This window comes from Acidobacteriota bacterium (assembly GCA_028874215.1).
Lineage (GTDB): Bacteria > Acidobacteriota > UBA6911 > RPQK01 > JAJDTT01 > JAJDTT01.
The window spans coordinates 1-22,307 of sequence record JAPPLF010000042.1 but is presented as its reverse complement, the minus strand read 5'-3'; the positions used below and the strand labels follow the sequence as shown (position 1 = coordinate 22,307).

Genomic DNA, 22,307 nt, shown 5'->3' with positions numbered 1-22,307 from the left:
GACTCAGGACACCGCCTCGCCGGCGGACTCGACGGACACCTTGAGGGTCTGCAGAAACCGGGCCGCAACCGCACCATCCACCGCCCGGTGATCGGCGTTCAGGGTCACCTGCATCCTGGAGCGGACGGCGACCTTCCCGTCTACCACCACCGGCACGGCGCGGACCGTCCCCACCGATAGGATCCCCACCTCAGGCGGATTCAGGATGGAGGTGAACTGCTCGATGCCGTACATGCCCAGGTTGGAGACCGAGAAGGTGCTTCCCTTCATCTCCTCGGGCTGGAGCGACCGTTTTCGGGATCGATGGGCCAGATCCGCCAGTTCCGTCTGGATCCGTTCGATTTCCTTCCGCTCCACGTTGTGCAACACCGGAACCACGAGGCCGTCTTCCAGCGAGACGGCCACGCCCAGATGGACTGACGCGAACTCGCGGATCTCCTCCTCCACAACGTGGGCGTTGAGCCGGGGGTGCTTCATGAGCGCGCCGGCCACCGCTTTCAGCAGGCAGGGCGTGAGCCGGCGTTGCGGAGTCGTCCTGGCCTGCAGTTCGGTCACGTCCAGAGAGAGGGAGAGGGTGATGTGGGGTGCGTTCCGGTAGCTCTCGCTCGTGCGGCGGGCGATGGAGCGCCGTGTTCCCTTGATGGGAACGGCGCGATACTCCGATTCCGCGGCGGCGTCTTTCTTGGAAGCAGTCTGGTGCGCCTCCAGATCCCGGGGCAGAATGGCGCCCTTGGGTCCGGTTCCCGTGACGGCGGCCAGGTCAATGCCCAACTTCCGGGCCAGCTTCCTGGCTCGAGGGGTTGCCCGGACCCTTCCCCGGCGGGCCGGTGACCGGGCTGGTGGAGTCTTGGTTTCGCGTTCACGGCGGGCGGTTCCGGGGCGAGCGGAGGGTCGCTGCGGCCTGGGCGCACCGACGGCCGGCGGGGGGGCCGCTTCACCTTCGTTCAGGAGCCAGGCGATCCCCTGCCCCACCGGGACCTCGTCCCCCTCCCGGGCCGTGACGTTGGACAGGATCCCCGAAGCGGAGGCCTCGATCTCCATCACCGCCTTGTCGGTCTCGATCTCCATCAGGGGCTCGCCCCGGGCCACGAACTCCCCCTCGGACTTGAGCCAACGCACCAGGACGCCCTGCTCCTGGGACATTTCCAGCGCAGGCATGATGACTTCAGTGGCCACGTTGCTTCTCCGGCTGGGATGGGCGGCGCAGGCCCCTAGTCTTCGAACATCTGGCGGGCGATCTCGACGACCTGCTCCTTGCCGGGAATGGTCAGGTCCTCCAGCGTCGGTGAGAACGGAACGGGGACATCCATGGCGCCCAGCCTCCGAACCGGAGCCTCCAGGTCGAAAAACAGATTTTCGCCGACCAGAGCCGCGATCTCGGCTCCCGCCCCGTAGCGCTGGTAACCCTCGTCGATCACCAGGCACCGTCCCGTCTTTCGGACCGAGTCCAGCAACGTCTCTTCGTCCAACGGCGCCAGGGTGCGCGGGTCGATGACCTCCGACTCGATTCCCTCCTCCGCCAGCTCGGACGCAGCATCCAAGGCCTGGCGGACCATGCTGGAGGTGGCGACGAGGGTCAGGTCATCTCCCACCCGCTTCACGTCGGCGCGGCCGAAAGGGATGGTGTACTCGTGGGATGGATCGGGGACCGGACCCTTCTGGTAGATGTCCACCTTGTCCTGTAGGAAGATCACGGGGTTTTCGTCCCGGATGGCGGTCTTCATCAGCCCTTTGGCGTCGTAAGGACTGGAGGGCAGCACCACCTTCAACCCGGGGATGTGGGCGAACCAGGCTTGCAGGCTCTGAGAATGCTGGGCCGCCAAACGGCGCCCGGCTCCCATGGAGGTGAGGAAGACCATGGGGACGCTTGTCATCCCGCCCGACATGTAATAGGTCTTGGCCGCCTGGTTGACGATCTGATCGGAGGCGAGCGGCAGAAAGTCGCCGAACATGATCTCGACGATGGGCCGCAGACCGGTCATGGCCGCCCCCACCCCCAGCCCGGCGATCCCGGCTTCGGAGATGGGCGTGTCCAGGACCCGTTCCGCCCCAAACCGGTCCAGGAGTCCTTCGGTCACCTTCCAGACCCCGCCGGCCGCCGCCACGTCCTCGCCGAACAGGATCACCCGGTGGTCGCGATCCATCTCCTCCCGGATCGCTTCGTTGACGGCCTGGCTGAAGGTGAGTTGGCGGGTTTCAGTCAGCGAAGACATGTCGGTCCACCTCTTCCGGGTCCGGGAACGGCGCCTCTTGAGCCAATCGGGCGGCTTCCTCCACTTCGGCGTTGACCGCCTCCGCCATGGCGTCCAACTCCGACTCGCTGGTGTGCCCGGCCTCAAGCAACTGCTTCCGCAGTCGCTCGATGGGGTCGCGCCGGGTCCGCCACAGGTCCTCTTCTTCGCGCGACCGGTAGGGCCGGGTCCGGTCCGACATGCCGTGGCCCAGATAGCGATAGGTGTCGAAGACGAAGAAGCTGGGCCCCTCCCCGTTCCTGGCGCGCTGTACGGCGGCGTGCGTGGCATCGTAGACGGCCAGGACGTCCATGCCGTCCACTTCGGCGGAAGGGATGCCGAAGGCTTCGCCGCGGAGCGTGAGACGGCCGGCCGTGACCTGCTCCGTCGGCGTGTACTCCCCGTAGTGATTGTTTTCACAGGCGAAGATGGCGGGCAGATTCCAGATGGCGGCCAGGTTCATCGATTCCAGCAGGATGCCCTCGTTGAGGGCTCCATCGCCGAAAAACGACACGCCGACGCCCCGGTTCCGGAGAACTTTCGCCGAGAGAGCGGCGCCGGTCGCCAGCGGAATGCCGCCGCCGATGATGGCGTTGGCGCCCAGGTGGCCCGTCTCCCGGTCGGCGATGTGCATGGACCCGCCCTTGCCGCGGCAGTATCCGTTCGCCTTGCCCAGCAGTTCCCCGAACATGGGGACGAGGCCGGCGCCCTTGGCGTAGCAGTGCCCGTGCCCGCGATGCGTGCTGGTGATGTAGTCGTTGTGGTCGAGGTGAGCGCAGACGCCGACGGCCACCGCCTCCTGTCCGATGGAGAGATGGGTGATGCCGGGCATCTCGGCCCGTTCGTAGAATTCCCCCACGCGAAACTCGAACGCCCGAATCGTGAGCATCTGGCGCAGGAAGTCCAGCCGGGTGGCGGGATCAAGTTGTTGCGACGGGGTCGATTCGGTTGTCAACGCCATGAGCGCCTCTGGTGTTGGATGGGACTCAGTGCGAGCCGGCGCCGGTCCGGCGACCGCCCGCTGGAAACCCGGCGAGACTAACAAGAAAACCGGTTAAAGTCGATTCTGCCACCGTGCGGCATTTACCCAGATCCGTCAAGCCACGAACTGAAGCTTCACGCCGCAAACGGAGGCGATCTTGGTCACTGTACCAAGCCGCGGATCTCTCTTGCCCGACAAGCTGCGGGAGAGGCCCACACGGTCGATATCGGCTCGACGTGCGATCTCTGAGACGCCCCCCTGCGCTGCTGCCACGTTACGGAAGGCTTTCATCAACAATCGAGGGTCGCCGTCGAACTCCTCGATCACAGCGTTCAGATACGCGGCGATGTCTTCCGGTGTCCGGAGGTAATGGTCAGTTCTGTGTTCTTTTACGGGCATGTCGCTCCTCCTCTCGGTATGCCTTCCAACACGCCTGAGCCTTGTGGATGTCGCGGCGTTGCCGCCTCTTGGTCCCGCCGGTCAACAGGATCACCAGATTCATACTGTCCAAGCCATAGTACACCCGGTATCCGGGGCCGAAGTCGATTCGAAGCTCCGAAACGCCCTTGCCCACACCTTTGTGGTCACCGAAGTTTCCAAGTTCGACCCGGTCGATCCGGGTCAGGATGCGAGATCGGACCTCAGTGCCCTGCCTTTGAAGCCATCTGTCAAAGTAGTCCGTTCCGTCTTCCGCCACATAGTGGACGACCTTGATCATGTCAAAATTGTAGCCAATTGACTACAGACCGTGACGGGAGAGAACGCATCAAAAAATGGCCGGGAAGCATCCGGTGGGGAAATTTCTCCTTCCTTTGTCACCCACAATTCTGTTTCAGACTTGAATAGTCTCATTATTAAGACTATATTAGTCACTATGACGACGGTGTCGATTTCCGAGTTGAAGGCCAATCTCTCATACTACGTTCGGGAGGTCCGGCGAGGCGGGGAGGTCCAGATTCTCGACCGCGGCAAACCGGTCGCGAGACTTGTTGCAACAGGAGCCGGGGAAGACCAGGGAGCCCGAGAACGGCTGATCAGCCAAGGAGTGATCAGACCGGGCCGAGGCGGCGCGGCTGCTATTCTGGACAAGCCTCGACTGGTGTTGCCGGTGAGCATTTCCGAGGCGCTGGCCGAGGATCGCAAGGACCGGTTGTGAGGTACTGGGATGCATCTGCGGTGGTGCCGCTGATCATTGCCGAAACCAAAAGTGGCTGGGCACATGATCGATTGGCGGAAGACGACCGGATCATCACCTGGGCCTGGACAAGAACCGAGATCGTAAGCGCGATTGAACGACGGACACGTGAAGAGGCGCTGACTCGCCTGCAGCGGCGAAACCTGCTCAGACAATTCGATGCCTTCGCCTCCCATTGGGATGAGGTAACGGACATCCTCGCCGTTCGAGTGCGAGCGAACCTGCTGTTGGCACGGCATTCCTTGCGCGCCGCGGATGCGGGTCAGCTTGCCGCCGCGATGTTGGTGCAGGAACAATTGAGTTCCCCTCTCACCTTCGTTTGTCTTGACCAGCGGCTGTCGATCGCCGCCGAATTGGAGGGTCTCGACGTGATGCCGTAAGTGAGGTTTCCTTCCCCGTGAACCATCGGAGTGCGGCGGCAAGAAAGCCGCTGTCCCAACAAGAACCTACTATCAGCAACACCTGATCGGAATTGGTAGACTTACGCAGGTATAGACGGACCGATTTCCACTTCCGGAATCGAATCCATGAATAGTCGGCCGTGGTTGCTACTCGCCGTCGTATCCAGTTGCTTGCTGCCGTTTCTGGAGGGTAGTTCCAGCCGTTCCGAAGCGGACGGGTCTTTGGCGGCCGACGCTCTCCAGATCCTGGAGCGGGACTGCCTTGCCTGCCATGGCGTGGCGCGCCAGGGGGGACTTGATCTGGGCAGCCGGCAAGCTCTGCTGGAAGGCGGCCACCGGGGTCCGGCGGCGGTCCCCGGAGACGCCGGCTCGAGCCTGCTGTTTCTGGCCGCGTCCCATGACGGCGAGCTGAAAATGCCTCCGGGCGGCTCTCCGCTGGCGGCTGCGGATCTGGAAGTGCTGCGCGGCTGGATCGACGGCGGCCTCCCCTGGGCCAGCGTTCGCGATGACGGTCCCTCCCCACCCTCCTGGTGGTCGTTCCGGAAGCTCCAGCGGCCTGCCGTTCCGGCGGCGGATGCGGACGGTTGGGTCAGCAACCCCATCGATGCCTTCGTGCTGGCCCGGTTGCAGGAGAAGGGCTTGAAACCGGCTCCCGAGGCCGACCGGAGAACCCTGATCCGAAGGGCCTACTTCGACCTCATCGGACTTCCGCCGACGCCGGAGCAGATGGACCGGCACCTGGGAGACGACTCGCCGGACGCCTACGGCAGGATGGTGGGCGAGTTGCTGGAATCGCCGCGCTACGGCGAGCGCTGGGCCCGGCACTGGCTGGACGTGGTCCGCTATGCCGACAGCAGCGGATACGAGTCGGATCACTACTATCCCAACGCCTGGCGCTATCGGGACTACGTCATCAAGTCGTTCAACGAGGACAAGCCCTACGACCGCTTCCTGCAGGAGCAGATCGCCGGAGACGAGCTTTGGCCCCAACGATTCGAGCTGCTGGGGAGCCGGACCATTCCCCTGAAGAAGAACGAATACCTGGAAGCCCGGGTCGGAACCGGCCTCTACACGTTCGGGCCGGAAGTGCTGGAGTCGATGCAGGATGGCGCGCAATTGCGCGCCGAGGAGCTGACCGACTGGGCGGACACCACCGGCGCCGCCTTCCTGGGGCTCACTCTGGGCTGCGCCCGCTGTCACGATCACAAGGCCGACCCCATCAGCCAGAGGGACTACTACGCATTCCAAGCGCTGTTTGCCAACAGCCGCAAGGTCGACATCCCCGTCATGAGTCCCATTCAGGCGGTCTCGCGGAACATCGACTACCCCGCCGTCATCGCCGTGGACGAAGGCCGTTCCGCTTACCGCCGATTCGAGAAACAGGTCAAAAAGAGGATCGAACAGGAGCAGAAAGCGAAATTTCCACCGGAGGTGGTCGAGGCCTACGAGACGGAAAAGGATCGTCGGACCCCGGAGCAGGAAGAATTGGCGAAGCTCCTGATGGAGGCGGTTCGTGCAGTCAAGTTCGAGGAGGCTCTGACCGGGCCGGAGAAGGACGAACACGAAAAATTGCTTATCGGGCTGGCCCGGGCCGTACTCAAGGTCTCCGAGATCGAGGGCTCCAATCTGGTCCGGTTCGAAGGACTGCTTGAGTTGCCGACCGCTTCAGTGCTGGGTCACTACGATCCGGAGGCTTCCGCGCCCGTTCACGTCTTGAGTCGAGGCGAGTTCAGACAAAAGGAGGAACGGGTCGGACCCGGCTTCCCGGCGGTGTTGAGCGGGGAGACCGATCCCAATGGCGTCTTCTCGGGATCAATGGACAAACGCCCCCGCAAGCAGTTGGCGCTCTGGCTGAGCCGTCCCGACCACCCTCTCACCGCCCGGGTCATGGTGAACCGGCTCTGGCAGTGGCATTTGGGACGAGGACTGGTGAGAACTCCCAACGACTACGGCCGCCAGGGGGAGGCTCCCAGCCATCCGCAGCTCCTGGATTGGCTGGCTGTCGAGTTCACAGCCCGGAACTGGAGCCTGAAGGCGATGCACTGGCTGATCCTGAACTCCAGCACCTACCGCATGTCCAGCTTGCACAGCGACCCGGCCGCTCTCTCTCTGGACCCCGAAAACCGTCTCCTCTGGAGAATGAACCGGCGGCGGTTGGAAGCGGAAGTCCTCTGGGACGCCACACTTGCGGCGGCCGGCACTTTGAATCTCGGGGCGTACGGCCGTCCGGCGGCGCCGCCGCTGGGAGATGAAGAGATGGCAAGCCTGGGAGGTCCCAAAGGTTGGCTGACCGCTGCGGACCCCGAATCCCAGTACCGCCGGGGCGTCTACATCCTCAGCCGCCGCAATCTCCGGTTTCCCATGTTCGACGTCTTCGACAGCCCCCAGAACGCCGTGAGTTGCCCCCGCCGCGACGTCACCACGGTGGCGCCGCAGGCCCTCTGGTTCCTCAACAACCGGATGGCCTTCCGGCAGGCCGTGGCCTTTGCGTCCCGGCTGGTGGAGAGCGAGGGGGACGACCCGGCAGCCTGGGTCGAAAAAGCGTGGCGGCTGGCCTTGAGCCGGGCGCCTTCGCCCGAGGAGAAGAAGGAGGCGCTGGAATTGATGTCGGCCCGGGCCCGCGAGGTGAAGACGGAGAGTTGGTCCGAGCTGCCGGCCGAGCTCGAGAAAATCCCGCGGCCCCGGGCGGCAGCCTTGACCCAGCTCTGCCTGGGCCTGTTTAATCTCAACGAGTTCAGCCATATTGACTGAGAAGCGGCAAGATCCATGAATCCCTTCCGTTGCCAGCGCCATGAGACGGCCGGCTCCCGCCGGGAGTTTCTGAGCAAGTGGGGAATGGGCTTCGGGTCCCTGCCGTTGATCCATCTGCTGGAGCGGGAATCGTTCTTCCGGACGGCCTCCGCCAAGGGAACCCGGGAACCGGTCCCGCACCCGCTCGCGCCCAAGCCGCCGCACCGGAGCGCCCGCGGCCGCAACGTGGTCTTTATCTATCTCCAGGGAGGCGCCAGCCACGTGGACACCCTGGATCCCAAGCCGGTCCTGACCCGCTTCGATGGTCAGACCCTTCCTCAGAGCTTCGCCTCGGACGATCTCAATTTCGCCAATATCGCCGCCGGAGATGCCAAGCTGATGGGTTCGGACATCCCCTTTCGCCGGTACGGCGACTCGGGCCTGGAAATTTCGGATCTCATGCGGAACGTGGCCGCCCATGCCGACGATCTGGCGGTGGTGCGCTCCTGTTACCACGACTCCTTCGTCCACGGTCCGGCGAGCAACTATCTCAGCACCGGCTCCATCCTGAACGGGCATCCCAGCGTCGGGTCCTGGATCCTCTACGGCCTGGGGAGCGAGAACGACAACCTTCCCGCCTACATGGTGATGACCGACGGCAACTTGTGGGGCCGGACCAACCGGAACCACTTCGGCTCCGGGTTCCTGCCCGCCATCTATCAGGGCACCCTGCTCCGTTCCGAGGGCTCTCCCCTCAAGGACCTGACTCCGCCCCGGGAGATGACCGCGGCGGATCAGCGGAACCTCCTGGACTGGATCCGGAAGTCGAACCGGCGGCACTACCAGGACCGCGCCGACGACACGAGTCTGGCGGCTCGCATCACCAACTACGAGCTGGCCTTCCGGATGCAGACCGCTGCGCCGGAATTGGTGGACCTTTCCCGGGAGCCGGAACACGTCCGGCGCCTATACGGACTGGACCAGGAAAAGAGCCGGAAGTTCGGGCGGATGTGCCTGCTGACCCGGCGCATGTTGGAGCGCGGCGTCCGTTTCGTGCACCTGATCAGCACCGACTGGGACGGCCACGAGCAGTGCTCCCGAAACCACTGGGAAAACTCCAGGAAGGTGGACCAGCCCATCGCCGGCCTCCTGCAGGATCTCAAACAGCGCGGACTGATGGACAGCACCCTCGTATTCTGTTCCGGAGAGTTCGGCCGAACCCCATTCGTGCAGGGGAAACTCGGCCGGGACCACCACCCGTACGGCTTCTCCTGCTGGATGGCGGGAGCCGGAATCCAGGGAGGAAAGGCCATCGGCGCCACCGACGATCTGGGAATGAAGGTGACCGAGGACAAGGTCCACGTCCACGACCTGCACGCCACCATCCTCTCCCTGCTGGGTCTGGACCACGAAGGACTCACCTACTTCTTCCAGGGACGAGACCGGCGGCTCACCGACGTGGGCGGATACAACGACCTCTCGCAACGGCTCCTTCAGGCGAGCTAATATTAGATCTGGAAAACTTGGGAGATTTCTCCATTGGAAAATCAGTTCACGGCCATTATCGAGCAGGACGGAGACTGGCACATCGCCTATTGCCCTGAAATCCCTGGAGCCAATGGACAGGGAAGAACCAAGCGTGAAGCCCGCGACAATTTAGCTGAAGCCATAGCACTTATCCTGGAGGATCGGCGCGAGGAGGGATTGCGGGGTGTACCCCCTGAAGCAATCCGAGAAACTGTCACGGTGCCATGAAGAGGTCCGGCCTGCTCCGGCACCTCCGAAGGCACGGGTGTTTTCTCAAGCGGGAAGGAAGATCTCACTCGCTTTGGTGCAATCCGAATACGGGCGCAGTCGAGACCGTCCCACGTCATCTTGAGATACCCAACCGTTTGGCAGATAAGATCTGTCGGAACCTCTCGGTTCCGGTGGTCGGGAAAAGATAATTCTCGTCCAAACCCGAGATCAAAGGCGATCAGCAGCGCACTACGTGCCGTGTGGGATTGCAACGTGAAGTCTGTACGGAGCGCTATTGTCAGGACCTCCGTGGGAATAGCTCGGCAGACTACAAGATCCCTACTGACGATGATTGTGATGGTGGGACTCGGAGTGGCGACGGCAGCCGGCGAGGTCTACGTGACGGAGATTCGGCTGGATCGAACTCTTTACACGGAGGGCGGTAAGCGGTTGGACCGGGGTGGCTTCGACCTGGAAGTCCGCCGCGAGGAGGAGGGCTGTTCCCTGGTCTTTCTGCGGGGCGAGCAGGTCGTGACCACTGTCGCGGGCCAAGAGGGCGCTGAAACGGAGACGGATCGAGTCATTCCCTTGGTCGGAACTCTGTATCTCCGGTCGACGGCCGTCCCGCTGGGAACGGCGGAAGAAAGGCAGTTGAGCAAGACGGGCCGGCCGCAGTACCAGGACCAGGAGCAAAACTGGGAGAATACGCTCCGGGCCTTTCGCGGATCGGAGGACTCGGAGGTCCACTTTCTCTTTCAGAGGAGGAGGAATTGGGGCGATTGGGAGCAGGTCCGTTTCAGGCTGTTCCTGGAGAATCCGGCCAGGAACCGCTGACGCCCCCGGTCAACCCTCAGGCTGCAGCAACGTCACGAAGGCGGACTGCCTGGGGTCCTTTGCCAGGAAGCGCCGCACCCACCACTGACCCGACTCCGACGCCACGGCTTCACCGAACAGTCTCGCGTCGTTGTCCATGCCGCGGCTGAATCCGCGTTCGTAACCGAACCGCATGGCATCCAGGGCCAGCCGGGCCGCGAACCGGCGAGCGGCCCGAAGACCTTCCGCCGCTTCGCCGACGGGCGTGGGTGATTGCAGGATTCCGCTCACGGCATCGCTTCCGTAAAGCGCCTCCAACGCCCGGCTTTGACCGGCGGCAAGCTCGTCCCAATCGGACGCCTGGAATCGGCGCGCACCGGACCGGAGCTCGTCCGCTACCCGGAACGCCCTGGTCAGAGCGGTGGAGGCGGGATGGAGCTCGTGGGCCAGCCCGATCCGGACCGCCGTGCGTCCGTCCACCGACTCTCCGTTGACCGCCATTTCGGCGGCTCTCCGCGGACCGACGAGCCTCGGCAGCCGCTGCATGCCCCCGTACCCCGGGATGATGCCGAGCTTCACCTCCGGCTGTCCGATGACGGCATTTTCGGTGACGATTCGATAGTGGGTGCTCATGGCCAGCTCGTTGCCGCCGCCCAGTGCGAAACCGTCCACGATCGACACCACCGGAAGAGGCAGGGTTTCCACTCGCCGGAAGAGAGCCATGTTCTCCGCCGCCAGCCGCCGGATGGACTCGGCGTCCCCTCCCACAAAGCCCTGAACGTCGGCCCCCGCCACGAATGCGCGTCCGGAACCGCGCACGATCAGGGCGGTCGTCCTCCCTCCGTGGAGGGTTCCGTGCGCTCCGAGCTCCTCCGTCAGTTGGGCAAGCTGGGCCAGCAGTTCCTGATTGAGGGCATTCAGGGCGTCCGGCCGCCGGAGGGTGAGGATTCCCACCTCTTCGATCAGGCTCAAGTCGATGAACCGGCCGTTTTCCGGGTCGGCCTCGCGGAGCGTCCTGCCCAGGTATTCGGCCTCGTAGTCGGAGATCTTCCGGCCCGCACCGTCCGCCTGGACGAGCGACACACCCTTGGGTTTCGCCATGGTGCCGTCCAGCATCTTCTGCTGGATCTCCGGCAAACCCGCCAGATCCACCACTTCCAGGTCCTCCTGGTCCATGACGATCCGGTTCCGGGCCAACAGGCGAACCGTCTCGCGGGCCTGTGCGGCCCGATACATGTGGGATCCGGAGACGGTCAGATCGGACGACCCGCGGGCCACGATGATGCCGCAGGACATCTCGTCCTTCTCGTCATGGTCCCTCAACAGGAAGGTGCTGACATGGAGCGTGCTCTGATCGGGACGCTCCACGATGAAGTCCGGATTGACCCGGGGGCCGAAGACCTCCCAGATGGCCCTCCCGAGAGCGCGTGCGTCCAGCATGAAGTCGGACATGTAGGCGGGATTCGGCGTCCCTTCGTCGGTCAAGGGATCCGGCATGTCGACGGGTAGCCGGAACCGGTCGCGGTCGATGATCCGCGACCCGTCGAGGCCCATGCGGGACAGAGCGGCCAGTCCCTCTGCTTCCCGGGAACGGGACGCGACCACCGCCAGGTCCGCCCGCCGCTGAAGCGCCGCTTCGACGAACTCCCGCGCGTACCGGTCAGCGCCCCAGACCAGCCCTCTTCGCCCCGGCAGCAGCCCGATCTCCGAGAAGATCTCCGCTGGGGTCCCGCTCCGAAAGAGGACCTGCTTCTGGCGCATCCAGACCCAGCGGGCATCCAGGACGAACCGGCGTCCGTCGTAGAAGAAGGTCTCCTTGTATTCGCCCTTGAGGCCACGTCCGGTGGCGCCGAAGAAGGCGAGCCGGCCCTTGGGGGCAAGAACCGAAACCAGCAGGGGGAAATTGGCGCCCCCGGTATGCTCGAAGACCGTGTCCACCGGACGGCCGTCGTTGGCGGCCAGCACGATGCGGCGAAAGGGCTCGGTCCGGGCATGCCACTTGCCGTATTCCTCCCCGACGTCGACCACGCCGAAGACTTCGGCCGGGATCTGCCGCCGGTCGACGAAGGAGTCGGCGATTCCCCGCTCGATGAGCGACCGGCCCAACGCCGGATTGGAACCCATCAGGACCACGCGGGCCCCGAGGGCCTTTCCCAGTTGCGCGGCGGCGAAGCTGGTTCCCTTCCCTCCGCCCAGGACCAGCATGGAGTCTCCCGGACCGACGGCCAGGCGCTCCACCACGGTGCGGTAGGCCGTTCCATAGGTGAGCAGCATGGCCGACAACTGCTCGGGACTATGGCTGCCGAGGGAGGGAGGGACCGGAATGGCCCGTTCCTCGTCGACCATGGCGAACTGGGCATTGAAGCCGTCGTGGGTCTCATAGCCTCGAATGTTGTGTCCGGTCCAGGAATCGAGAATGACGGCCTGACCCACCTTCACCGACCGGACCGCGGGACCGGCATCCACCACGATTCCCAGCGCGTCGCTTCCCGGAATGTGGAGGATGGCGCTGTCGCCCCGGGCGAAGACGGGAACCGGCAGTCCCAGAGCCGCGAAATTGGTATTGAAGTTGGGTCCGCTGGCCAGAACGGCCACCAGGACTCCCCGGGCGTCGGCCGCACGGAGGCGTGGAACCTCTACCTCCTCCAAGCGGACCACGTCCCGGGGTGGACCGTATTGGTCCCGGTACAGGGTCAGGGCATGCATCCGACTCGGGATGGAACGGCCCAGATTCGGACAGGAACCAAGCGGCCAGGGAGTATCGAGGCTATCCGATCTGACGGACGGGTTCACGACGGGCTGTCAGATCAATTCCGGGATGGGCTGCCCCATGGTGTCGTCGAAACCGTTGGCGATGTAGACGGGACGACCCACGGGGGCCATGTAGGTCTTGGTCCAATCGATTCCCAGCGCCTTGTAGATGGTGGCGTAAAGGTCGCCGATGGAGATGGGGCGTTCCGCAACGTAGGCCGCCCGGTCGTCGCTGACGCCGATGACCTGTCCCCCCTGGATACCGCCGCCGCCCAGCGCCAGCGACCAGCAGTGGGGCCAGTGATCCCGTCCCAGGCCGGGATTGATGTGGGGGGTGCGTCCGAACTCTCCCATGACCAGCACCACCGTCGATTCCCACAGACCTCTCTGGTCCAGATCTTCCAACAGAGCGGAGAGCGCCTTGTCCAGGGGAGGCGTCAAGTCGTCCTTCATCCGCTTGTCGTTGCTCCCGTGCGTGTCCCACTGCCCGTGTTTGTAGCCGGCCGCCGTGACGAAGCGGCATCCGGCCTCCACCAGGCGGCGGGCCATCAGCACGCTCTGTCCGAAGCGGTGGCGTCCATACGCGTCCCGGGTCTTCTCCGATTCGCTGGAGAGGTCGAAGGCCTTCTGGACGTGCGGCGACAGGATCATGCCCAGCGCCTGCTCGCGATACGTGTCCATCTTGCCGAACTCGGCGACCTCCTGGGTGGACCGATAGTGCCGGTCAACGATGCTGAGCAGAGTCTTGCGATCCTCGATGGCCGCGGCGGAAACCGTTTTGGGCAACCGGAGATCGGGCACGGCGAATTCCTCGCCGCTGGGGTCCGGCAGGACCATGGCGTCATACTCGGCTCCGATGTACGAGCCCTTGAAGGCCTCCTCGTAGTTGTAGAAGTCGTTCTCCCAAGGCATGGGGACCGTGGTGAACGGCGGCATGTTGTTGCGGGCGCCCATTTCCTTGGCCACGATCGACCCGAATCCCGGGAACTTCATGGTGGGGCTGGGCCGATGGCCGGTCAGCGACTCGATGGTTCCCTGCGGGTGGTTGGTCTCCTCCGTCCGCATGGAACGGATCAGCGAGAGCTTGTCCATGTGTTGGGCCGTCTTGGGCAGGAGTTCGGAGATGCGGATGCCGTCGACATTGGTGGCGATGGAGCCGAAGTTGGTGTTCCCCTTGGGGTCCCAGGTGTCCATCTGGCTGGGACCGCCCTCCAGGAAGAGGAGAATGCACGCCTGCGCCTGTCCGGCCGCCGGCTTGTCGTTGGAGGCCGCTTGGAGACGTTCCAGCCTGAAGAGGTCGCCGGCGTTCATCCCGAGAAAGCTCAGGGAGCCGACACGGAGGAAGTCGCGGCGCCCGAGTCTGGTCCGCCTGCACTGGAAACATCGGTATTCTTTCGACATTCTTTCTCCGTTGGTCATTGGGGTGTCAAATTTTCAGTCGTCCGTTCCCTTTTGGCCTCATCGTTTCGCGGGAGTTCGGCGGTTTGGAAACCGCCGCTCCACCTCAATGATTGTATGCGAACTCCCGCGAACTGATGAGGGCCCACATCAGGTTCGCCAATTGCTCCGGCCGCGGGGAGGAGCCCTCCCGGACAAACGCTTCCAGGTCGGATCTTTCCCGTTCGGTCGGGTATCGCGACAGCGCCGCCAGGTAGAAGTCTTCGATGATCCGGGAATCGGACAGGCCTTCCTTCAGCGCCCGGTCGAGACGTCCGCCTTCCTGCGTGATCTTGGTGGTATAGGTCGATCCCGCCCACATGTGCAGGGCCTGGGTCAACGTCAGGGACGGCTTTTCCGGAAGCGACTTGCGCATGGACCGTCCGTAGACGTCGAGGAAATGACAGGGGAAAAGTTCGGGAATCAGGTCGATGGCCCGGGCCCCCGGGCGAGCCGCTCCGGTGCGCACCGTCTTGGGGTGCACCGGAAACTCCTCCGGGACTCCGGTGGCGTGGGAGATGGCGTCCAGCAGGACAGTGGCCTGCAACGGCCGGGCCAACGCCCGCGCATAGTTGATTCCATCTTCCTTGTTGGTCCGGTTGGGGACTCCCGAAGACTGGTAGGTCCGCGACCGGGCGATCAGCCTCATGAGATGCTTCAGGTCGTAGCCGTGTTCCACGAAGTCTTCCGCCAGCGCGGAGAGCAGCACGGGATGGGTCGGCGGGTTGGACACCTTGAAGTCGTCCACCGGGTCCACGATTCCCCGGCCGAAGTAATAGCCCCAGACCCGATTCACGATGGTTTCCGCAAAGGCGGGCTGGGCGATGATCCATTCGGCCAGAGCCAGGCGCGGATCGCGCTCCTGTTCCCCGGTCGGGAATGACCCGTCCATAAATCTGGCCCGGACTTCTTCCTTCCGGCGCGGATGGACGGTCTTGATGCCCTCCTGTTTCAAGTCATAGGATCGCCCACCCTCCGGATTGTCGAAAACCAACTGAGAATCCAGAAGTTGCGTGACGTTTCCGAAAAAGGCGGTCATTCCCCAGAACTGGTCCTGGCTCCAGGTTTCGAAGGGATGATTGTGGCACTGGGCGCAATCCAGCCGGCGCCCCATGAAGAGGCGGACCTGCTCGGCCATGACCTCGTGGGGCACGATCAGTTCGGTATAACGGAAAAAGTGACGGGTGGGAGCCCCGTACCCTTGAGCGGCGATACGTTCCCGCGCCATGCGGTCGTACCGCTTGTTCTGGAGGATGCCGTTGCGGACCCAGTCGTCGTATGCCTTGACCTCTTTGATCGGGCCCACGGTGGTGTAGGTCACCCGGAACAGGTCGGCGAACAGGAAGCTCCAATAGTCCGCGTACTGGGGAGAGTCCAGGAGAGTCTCGATGAGCTTGTCCCGTTTCCCAGGGTCGGTGTCGGCCAGGAATTCCCGGACGCGATCCGGCGGCGGCAGGGTGCCGGTGATGTCCAGGCAGACGCGGCGCAGGAATTCCGAATCGCTGGAAAGCGCAGAAGGACGGATCTGGAACTTCCGCAATTTGGCGAAGACGTGCTTGTCGATGAGATTCCGGGGCTCGATTCTGAATTCGACTGGAGCCGACGCGTCCACTACTCCGAAGCGTGCACTGACGGCATGACCTGCGGTGCGGACCAGCACCGTCGTCTCTCCCCTTCCGGTGGCCGTAACGCGGCCGTTCTCGTCGACCGTCACGACGTGGGGGTTCTGGGAGACGTAACGAGCCTGGTGACTGATGTCCTCGCGCCGTCCGTCGGGCCCGTAGGCGCTCACCAGAAGCTGCTGCACGCCGTCGCCGTCCAGAACGGCTTCCTGCGGGAAGACCGTCACTCGCGCGATCCGCCCGCCTTCACTCCGATCGCCGTATTCGGCCCCCTTCCGGACCCAGTCCAGGAGGGTGGCGTAGTCCGCGGAATCGGCGCCGATGCGCTCACCTCCGACGTGGCCCACCTGCATGGTGGCCTTCTGCAGCAACAGGCTCTGCTCCGGATGCCCCGGATTCACCCGGGGGACCCGCGGCCCCCCCGATTCCATGACGAGAACCTGGTAGATCCCACCTTTGACGATCCACTCGTGGTCTTCTTCCGGATAGAGGCCGTCGAGGGAAAGCTTGAATCCTCCCTGCCCCTTGACGCTGCCGTGGCACTCGCTGGCGTTGCAGCCCCGTTTGGTCAGTATAGAGGCGATATCGCGATCGAAACGGAAGGGCCTCGGTTCCGCAACCGCGTCGATTCGAACCCTCGAACGGACCTCGTGTCCTCCGTGCTCGACCCGTAGAGTCAACTCCCCCGGCGCCAGGGCCACGACCCTACCGCCATCGTCCACACGGGCCAGTTGGGTATCGGAGAGATGAAACCGGCTGCCGGCAGTCAGATCCCGCTCCAGTCCGTCGGCGAACGTCCCCATGGCCACGAATCGCTGGGAAGCCCCCGGGCCCTGAAGGCTCACCTGCTCCGGGACCAAACGCAGGGAGAGCAGCGTCGGAGGATGGCTCGGCGCGGGTTCCACGACGGCGGCCGGCGCGGACGCAAGGAATGAGACAACGACGGCAATGGTCGAGCAGAGGGCCGGGCGCAGTCGCCGTGGGCGATTCCTCGCGAGAGTAAATCGATCGGTCCCGTGAAAGCTCATGAGCCCCCTTGCTCGGCAGCCTGATCCGGACCGGCAGGGGCGACCACCATCAGCAGGAGCTCCGCGACAGGCAGTTCTGCGCCAACCCGGCCCCCGACCACGGGCTTGGCGGTCAAGCGGACCAATGAAGGCATGCGGGTGACTGCAGCATCCGGGTCGGCCAAAAGGACCAGGGTCGTGGTCTGCACGGCGGGCAGGAAATTTTCCTCCTGCTGGCTGACGGGAGCCGAACCCTTCTTCTCCACATCGGCTCCCGCAAAAACCCGGACACCGGGCGGCAGGTTGGAACAGTCAAACAGGACTTCCCCGGCAAACCCCTCCTCCTGATGCGTGACGATGCTCAGTTTCCGGGCTCGTCCCGGGACCAGGTTGATGCGGTCGGACGGGTCCACTTCGATGGCGCCCACGTGGGGAATCGGAGCGCGAACAAGCAGCCGATACCCGAATTCCGGACCGCCGTACCGCGCGGTGATGTCGCTGACCTCCACGAAGTATCGGCCGCTCCGCTCCAGGGTGTAGGCCATCTTGGGTTCGACCGTCTTCAGAAAGGTGCTGGGGATGCCACCGCCGTTGTAGACCGTCACATGCTTGTGAACGTTGGCCAGCAGCGATTCGCCGTCTTCTCCCAAAAGCTCCAGGCGCGGGTTGAAATGGGGCGGCTCCACGCCGGAGGTTTCGATCTCGAACACCAGTTCCGCTCCCGCCTCCCCCTCGAACGCGTAGGTGTCGCGGTCGCCGGGCGCGCTGATGTTGCCTTCGACGATGTCTCCCACGGCCAACGGCAGGGCTTGGCCGCGCGCCTCGTTCGGCTCCTGTTCCCGGAGGCGGGACCGGCTCTCAGGAGCCGGAGTCACTGCCGAAGGAGGAGAATCGGGGGACGCCGCCAGGCTCCCGGCGCCGGAGGCGCTCTCCGTGGGATGGGAATCCGGATTCGCCTGCCGGACCGTCCGGGACCGGAGCCGGCCGGTCCACTCGCCGTCGATCTTCCGGGTGAAGTCCCGTTCGGTCCACGCGGGTTCGGAACTGGCCCGCGGAGCCGGACCGGTGGTCAGAACCCGAAGCTGATAACCACAGTCGGGGCCCCCTTTTCCCAAGAGCGACGCGACTTCGACCAAATAGCGGCCCGACTCCGCCACGCGGTAGGAGTAAATGGGCCGGATCGGAATCAGGTCAGAAGACTCCTGCTCCCGGAAAAGCAGACGAGTGGGACGGTCGGGATCGAGCCAGCTCCCGGTGGGACGGTAAAGGGCGAGGCGCGGCTCGAAATGCGCCGCCTGAGTGATCTCGAAGGTGAGCTCCTGACCGGCAACCGCGTCGAACCCGTAGGCGTCCAGCTCGCCATGCTCGTCGATCCGGCCGTTGACGATGACGGGGATGTCGATCTCCTGGGCCTGCCGGGCGGACGGGTGCGGGGTCTCGATCTCGCTGATGACGCCGGCTTCATCCACCCGGAAGTCAATCGCGTTGGAAACCCCTCGATGAGAAACCAAGCGAAACGGATGGGTTCCGGCGGGAACCGACGAATCTAGGGTGAGGCGCGCCGTGACGCGATAGAAGGGGAGCGATTTCTCCTTCTTGGGATACGGACCCGCCGGTTTAGGCCGCTCGATCATCTCGACTTTGCCGACCCGGGCCTCCAGGCCGGAGGAACCAAAGACGAGCGAATAGGCGCCGTCCAGAGCTTCTCCCCGGATCTCGAGTTCTACGCCGGATCCCTGCTGCCCGCCGGGAGGAAAGACCGAGACCAAGGTCGGCTCGGCAGGGGCCTCTTCGCCGGAGGATTGCGCCTCGAGCCGGCCGGCGGACGGAACCGAAAACAACAACGCGATACAAGCCGCCCCAAAGAAACACGCACGCAATGTCGAGAATCCGGGGCGGTCAGAATGTCGCCGGCGTTTCACCATTCGGAGCTTTCTGGTATTTGATTTCTGGTTAGTGCGGAATTATACCACTCGGGACCGGCAAGGGCGAGTTCAATGGAGTGTCCCCGGTCCGATCCGGCTTCGGCCTTCGTCAATTTTCGTCCAACTCTTTGACGTATACGTTCTTGAACCACAGAGGCCAACCATGGTGCTGGAGCACGATGGGCCCTTCGGACCGCTTGAAATCGGCCGCATGCCTGTCGATCACGAGCTGGTCATTGAGATGGACGGTGACGGTTTCATTCTCGACGCGAATCTCGAAGTGGTTCCACTCTCCCAACGGACGGTCGACAGTCCGTAGCGGGATACGTCCCGGGACAGTGTAACCGACGATTCCGCCCGACCCGTGGGGAGATGAGTACACCTCCGCCGTTCTGTCCCAGATCTCCACTTGCAGCTCGCCGCGCAGATAGATCCCGCTGTTGCCGTCTTTTTCGATCTTCCAATCGATGAGCAAAATGAAATCGCCGTATTCCTTTTCGGTGCGCAGATTGCGCTCGAACACCGTATTCGGGGCCGGCTGCCAGCCTCCGCCATCGTAAACGATCATGCCGTTTTCGGCCCGCCAGTGTCCGCTGCCGTCATCTTTCCAACCGGTCAGATCATGGCCATTGAACAGCCTGGTGAATCCAGCGGGAGGCGAGTCGTCCGACGGCGCCGCACATCCTGGAGCCACCGCCAGACCGGCGCCAAAAAATAGAAGTTTCAGGGTTCGAATCATGGCTCTTCGTTTCCTCGCTGAAGAGAATTGAACGCCGGATCTTTCGGATTTCCGCCCGACCTCATGTACGCGATCAGATCCAGAACCTCTTCCTCGGTAAAGGTATCGAGCAGTCCTTCCGGCATCTCTGAAATTCTCGAAACCGTGCGGGACTTGATCCGGTCCGAGGCAACTTGGGTGACCTTTTGGGTGAACGGATTCGCGCGAACCCGCAGCAGTTTTCCATCGTCGTAAACGACCCGGCCAACATGAATACGGCCATCTTCCATCTGAATCGACTCGTTGAAGAAGCGATCGGCGACCACCTTGGAGGGATCGAGAAGTGCCTCCAACAAGTACTGCGTATCGAAACGACTTCCGACGGTGGTGATGTCCGGCCCCGTCGTGCCTCCCTGGTCATCAAATCGATGACACTGGGCGCATTCCGCCGCCTCGTAGGCAGACTTGCCGTTCTCGTAGGAGCGGCCCCTTGCCACCTGCTTGAGCAGGGGCAGAAAGTCGGCAACCTTCCAAGTTCGCACGAATCCACGGACCGGTTCCTCGTCAGCCGCGGTCAGGGCCCGCCGGTCTTCGATGACCTCCTCCAGTGCCGTGCGTTCCTCGTCGCTGAGGGTTTCAACAGCCGATTGCCGCAGGTTCTGAAGCGTGTAGATGAAACGGCTGTTGAGACCTTTCCGCCCGAATGCTTTCTCGGCACGAAGATACTCTCCCTGAGACGAATTCAGGGCACGAAAGTAGATTTGGCGCTGCGGCAGTGTCCATCCCTTTCCAAGATGGCTCAACGCTGCGAAATAGAACAGCCTGTCCTGTCGCCCGCCGGAGTCGATCATTCTCAATGACTTGGCGATGACACCCGGATCCTCCAAGTAGACGAGCAGCCGGCAAAGCTCCTGATTCAATCTGCGGCTGGAGGAGGGGAAGAGCCGACCAAGCCGTGCAGCGGCCTGTCGGCCCAATGGCTTGCGCGGGCCGCCCATCCGGATAAACGCCAAGCTGTAAGCGCGCAGCGCCTCCAGAAGTTGATCCTCGGGAAGTTGCTCCAGGGGGATCCGGCCGAGCCTCCCCAAGACCGTTTCCTGCAACTCGGCCCGGCCGGTTCGCGCCAGAGCCAGCATGGCCTGGATCGACGCGACAGGGTCGTTCTCGCGCACCGCGCGATCCTGCCATTCTGCAAGGTCCTGACGCTCGATGGCGACACGCGCCGCATAGCGAAGCGTGCGATCCGGGCTGGCCAGGTGAGGCCACGCTTCCGCCACCGCGCGCACATCTTCTCGACCATGGAACTGTTCCAGGCGCCTTCGGATTCCACGTGCCCGCTCGGCTGCGGGATGGTCGACCGGACTGGCCGGATCGGTGACTTCGCCTCCCCGGTAGCGGATTCGAAAAAGACCCGACTTGGCCTCCCTCCCCCCCGCCGTGAAATACAGGTGTCCGTCCCGGTTGACCACGATGTCGGTCACGGGCACGGCGCTTCCCGTCAGGAACGCCTCGAAGGCCGCCGTATAACCCGCCCCCTGCGGCTTCAGGTGAACGGAAAAGATCTTCCCCGACGCCCAATCACAGGCGAACAACGCCCGCTGATACCGGGCCGGAAAACGAGCACCGGCTCCAAAAACCAGGCCGGTCGGCGACCCGTACCCGACGTCGACCACGCTGCCGACACTGTCGGGGTAGTGTTCAGGCCACTTGCCGTAAGGTGTCCAACGTCCGGTGTCGTAACGCCAGCCATATTCCGCTCCGGAAACGACCTGGTTGATGCGGGTGGGGCGGTACCAGGGCGTGCCGATGCCTGCTTCACTGTCCGCATCGTAGGTGAACAGCTCGCCCTCGGCGTTGAATGCCAAGTCGTAGGGGTTCCGGAAACCACCGGCAATCAACTCCCAGACCGAACCCGTTTCGTCGGTCCGGGCAACCCATCCGGCCGGCACGAATCCCGGTTCGGGGGGAATCAGCAGATCGTTGGCCCAATTCCGGAATGGAGAGGTTGGCGCCAACCCTTCCGGCACCTTGGTGCCGTTGCCCGCAACCAGATAGATGAGACCGTCGGGGCCGAGCACCGGGGCGTGGGGCCCGTGCTCGCCATGCCCATTCGCGTTGTCCACGGCCTCCAATTGTTTCAACAGCTTCACCTGGTCGAACCGATCATCACCGTCTGTATCCAGCACCCGGTAAAAGCCGCTGCCCTGCGCCACCTTCTCCTTCGAGGTCCGATACAGGTTGACCGTCACGTAGAGACTGTCATAGGCGTAGAGAAGCCCCTGAGCGTGGCCGATGGGAAGATCCAGCTTCTCGACCTCCGTGCCTGAATCTCCGTCTCCCAAGGTCACGCGGTAGAGACTCCCGAATTGATCGGAAGTAATCAGCCGCCCTGCGGAATCCGGTGTCAACGCCACCCAGGAACCCTGTTCCTCCAGCGGCACCGAATAGACCAGATCCACCTCGAATCCCTCCGGCACCTGAAGCTGCCGGGAGACTTCCAGAAGACCTTGGTCGTGGGTTGTCTCGGCGTCCCCCTGTCGGGAAAGATCAGCCGGACTCTGGCAAGAAAAGGAAACGCCGGACACGATCAAGATGACGACGATGGCCAAGTGCTGCCGCCAGCCGTTTTGATGACCCTTGAGTGAAACCCCTGACATTAGATTCCGTTCACCTTAGCTTTAACTTTCGCCGCGGACTGCTAGCGTAGTGTCCCGTTAGTTCGTGTATTATGATGGGCAGTTCCTCAACCGGAAAGGAG

The 22,307-nt window shown here is 63.6% G+C and carries 18 protein-coding genes; 7 read left to right on the top strand and 11 right to left on the bottom strand.

The features are described 5' to 3' along the window. Positions 1 to 3 precede the first annotated feature (3 nt). The 5 genes from OXT71_07995 to OXT71_07975 form a co-directional block, all read right to left on the bottom strand. Positions 4 to 1,176 (bottom strand): dihydrolipoamide acetyltransferase family protein, encoded by a 1,173-nt coding sequence (locus OXT71_07995; GenBank protein MDE2926323.1) that lies wholly within the window; start codon positions 1,174 to 1,176, stop codon positions 4 to 6. 35 nt (positions 1,177 to 1,211) lie between these two features. Next, a complete protein-coding gene (locus OXT71_07990; GenBank protein MDE2926322.1) occupies positions 1,212 to 2,213 on the bottom strand; it encodes an alpha-ketoacid dehydrogenase subunit beta in 1,002 nt (333 codons plus the stop codon). Beyond that, positions 2,197 to 3,192 carry a thiamine pyrophosphate-dependent dehydrogenase E1 component subunit alpha gene (locus OXT71_07985; protein MDE2926321.1) on the bottom strand — a complete coding sequence of 332 codons (996 nt, stop codon included), beginning with the start codon at positions 3,190 to 3,192 and terminating at the stop codon, positions 2,197 to 2,199. Before OXT71_07985 ends, OXT71_07990 begins: the two co-directional genes overlap by 17 nt. A gap of 135 nt (positions 3,193 to 3,327) precedes the next feature. After that, positions 3,328 to 3,612 carry a putative addiction module antidote protein gene (locus tag OXT71_07980; GenBank protein MDE2926320.1) on the bottom strand — a complete coding sequence of 95 codons (285 nt, stop codon included), beginning with the start codon at positions 3,610 to 3,612 and terminating at the stop codon, positions 3,328 to 3,330. Further along, complete coding sequence (locus OXT71_07975; GenBank protein MDE2926319.1) at positions 3,587 to 3,931, bottom strand: type II toxin-antitoxin system RelE/ParE family toxin; 345 nt, start codon at positions 3,929 to 3,931, stop codon at positions 3,587 to 3,589. Before OXT71_07975 ends, OXT71_07980 begins: the two co-directional genes overlap by 26 nt. 156 nt (positions 3,932 to 4,087) lie before the next feature. Here OXT71_07975 and OXT71_07970 point away from each other — a divergent pair, with 156 nt between their 5' ends. The 7 genes from OXT71_07970 (at position 4,088) to OXT71_07940 (ending at position 10,110) form a co-directional block, all read left to right on the top strand. Beyond that, the gene (locus OXT71_07970; GenBank protein MDE2926318.1) at positions 4,088 to 4,369 is read left to right on the top strand and encodes a type II toxin-antitoxin system prevent-host-death family antitoxin; all 282 of its coding nucleotides are present in this window, start codon (positions 4,088 to 4,090) and stop codon (positions 4,367 to 4,369) included. Then, on the top strand, positions 4,366 to 4,788 hold the full coding sequence (locus tag OXT71_07965) for a type II toxin-antitoxin system VapC family toxin (protein ID MDE2926317.1): 423 nt from the start codon (positions 4,366 to 4,368) through the stop codon (positions 4,786 to 4,788). The genes OXT71_07970 and OXT71_07965 overlap by 4 nt, the downstream gene beginning before the upstream one ends. 147 nt (positions 4,789 to 4,935) lie before the next feature. Further along, the gene (locus OXT71_07960; protein ID MDE2926316.1) at positions 4,936 to 7,560 is read left to right on the top strand and encodes a PSD1 and planctomycete cytochrome C domain-containing protein; all 2,625 of its coding nucleotides are present in this window, start codon (positions 4,936 to 4,938) and stop codon (positions 7,558 to 7,560) included. Between the two features lie 15 nt (positions 7,561 to 7,575). After that, on the top strand, positions 7,576 to 9,045 hold the full coding sequence (locus OXT71_07955) for a DUF1501 domain-containing protein (GenBank protein MDE2926315.1): 1,470 nt from the start codon (positions 7,576 to 7,578) through the stop codon (positions 9,043 to 9,045). Positions 9,046 to 9,078: 33 nt separating this feature from the next. Further along, the gene (locus OXT71_07950; GenBank protein MDE2926314.1) at positions 9,079 to 9,294 is read left to right on the top strand and encodes a type II toxin-antitoxin system HicB family antitoxin; all 216 of its coding nucleotides are present in this window, start codon (positions 9,079 to 9,081) and stop codon (positions 9,292 to 9,294) included. After that, positions 9,291 to 9,485 (top strand): type II toxin-antitoxin system HicA family toxin, encoded by a 195-nt coding sequence (locus OXT71_07945; protein ID MDE2926313.1) that lies wholly within the window; start codon positions 9,291 to 9,293, stop codon positions 9,483 to 9,485. Before OXT71_07950 ends, OXT71_07945 begins: the two co-directional genes overlap by 4 nt. Positions 9,486 to 9,633: 148 nt before the next feature. Then, positions 9,634 to 10,110, top strand: coding sequence for a hypothetical protein (locus OXT71_07940; GenBank protein MDE2926312.1), 477 nt, complete (start codon positions 9,634 to 9,636; stop codon positions 10,108 to 10,110). 9 nt (positions 10,111 to 10,119) lie between these two features. Here the strand turns inward: OXT71_07940 and OXT71_07935 are convergent, their stop codons facing one another. The 6 genes from OXT71_07935 to OXT71_07910 all read right to left on the bottom strand — a co-directional run bounded on the left by OXT71_07935 (position 10,120) and on the right by OXT71_07910 (position 22,206). Continuing rightward, positions 10,120 to 12,795, bottom strand: coding sequence for an enoyl-CoA hydratase-related protein (locus OXT71_07935; GenBank protein MDE2926311.1), 2,676 nt, complete (start codon positions 12,793 to 12,795; stop codon positions 10,120 to 10,122). A gap of 96 nt (positions 12,796 to 12,891) precedes the next feature. Then, positions 12,892 to 14,241, bottom strand: a complete 1,350-nt coding sequence (locus OXT71_07930) for a DUF1501 domain-containing protein (protein ID MDE2926310.1) — start codon at positions 14,239 to 14,241, stop codon at positions 12,892 to 12,894. Positions 14,242 to 14,344: 103 nt separating this feature from the next. Further along, positions 14,345 to 16,804 carry a DUF1549 domain-containing protein gene (locus OXT71_07925; GenBank protein ID MDE2926309.1) on the bottom strand — a complete coding sequence of 820 codons (2,460 nt, stop codon included), beginning with the start codon at positions 16,802 to 16,804 and terminating at the stop codon, positions 14,345 to 14,347. A 119-nt stretch (positions 16,805 to 16,923) separates the two neighbouring features. Further along, entirely contained in the window at positions 16,924 to 18,750 is a 1,827-nt protein-coding gene (locus OXT71_07920) for a hypothetical protein (protein MDE2926308.1), read from the bottom strand. A 190-nt stretch (positions 18,751 to 18,940) separates the two neighbouring features. After that, positions 18,941 to 19,570, bottom strand: coding sequence for a DUF1080 domain-containing protein (locus OXT71_07915; GenBank protein MDE2926307.1), 630 nt, complete (start codon positions 19,568 to 19,570; stop codon positions 18,941 to 18,943). Beyond that, positions 19,567 to 22,206 carry a c-type cytochrome gene (locus OXT71_07910; protein ID MDE2926306.1) on the bottom strand — a complete coding sequence of 880 codons (2,640 nt, stop codon included), beginning with the start codon at positions 22,204 to 22,206 and terminating at the stop codon, positions 19,567 to 19,569. The genes OXT71_07915 and OXT71_07910 overlap by 4 nt, the downstream gene beginning before the upstream one ends. Positions 22,207 to 22,307: the final 101 nt, after the last annotated feature.

What these genes read in the sequence shown, in the direction of transcription:
- OXT71_07990 (MDE2926322.1), bottom strand. Translation starts at nt 2,213, where the DNA reads ATGTCTTCGCTGACTGAAACCCGCCAACTCACCTTCAGCCAGGCCGTC.
- OXT71_07985 (MDE2926321.1), bottom strand. Translation starts at nt 3,192, where the DNA reads ATGGCGTTGACAACCGAATCGACCCCGTCGCAACAACTTGATCCCGCC.
- OXT71_07980 (MDE2926320.1), bottom strand. Translation starts at nt 3,612, where the DNA reads ATGCCCGTAAAAGAACACAGAACTGACCATTACCTCCGGACACCGGAA.
- OXT71_07975 (MDE2926319.1), bottom strand. Translation starts at nt 3,931, where the DNA reads ATGATCAAGGTCGTCCACTATGTGGCGGAAGACGGAACGGACTACTTT.
- OXT71_07970 (MDE2926318.1), top strand. Translation starts at nt 4,088, where the DNA reads ATGACGACGGTGTCGATTTCCGAGTTGAAGGCCAATCTCTCATACTAC.
- OXT71_07960 (MDE2926316.1), top strand. Translation starts at nt 4,936, where the DNA reads ATGAATAGTCGGCCGTGGTTGCTACTCGCCGTCGTATCCAGTTGCTTG.
- OXT71_07955 (MDE2926315.1), top strand. Translation starts at nt 7,576, where the DNA reads ATGAATCCCTTCCGTTGCCAGCGCCATGAGACGGCCGGCTCCCGCCGG.
- OXT71_07945 (MDE2926313.1), top strand. Translation starts at nt 9,291, where the DNA reads ATGAAGAGGTCCGGCCTGCTCCGGCACCTCCGAAGGCACGGGTGTTTT.
- OXT71_07940 (MDE2926312.1), top strand. Translation starts at nt 9,634, where the DNA reads ATGGTGGGACTCGGAGTGGCGACGGCAGCCGGCGAGGTCTACGTGACG.
- OXT71_07935 (MDE2926311.1), bottom strand. Translation starts at nt 12,795, where the DNA reads ATGCATGCCCTGACCCTGTACCGGGACCAATACGGTCCACCCCGGGAC.
- OXT71_07930 (MDE2926310.1), bottom strand. Translation starts at nt 14,241, where the DNA reads ATGTCGAAAGAATACCGATGTTTCCAGTGCAGGCGGACCAGACTCGGG.
- OXT71_07915 (MDE2926307.1), bottom strand. Translation starts at nt 19,570, where the DNA reads ATGATTCGAACCCTGAAACTTCTATTTTTTGGCGCCGGTCTGGCGGTG.
- OXT71_07910 (MDE2926306.1), bottom strand. Translation starts at nt 22,206, where the DNA reads ATGTCAGGGGTTTCACTCAAGGGTCATCAAAACGGCTGGCGGCAGCAC.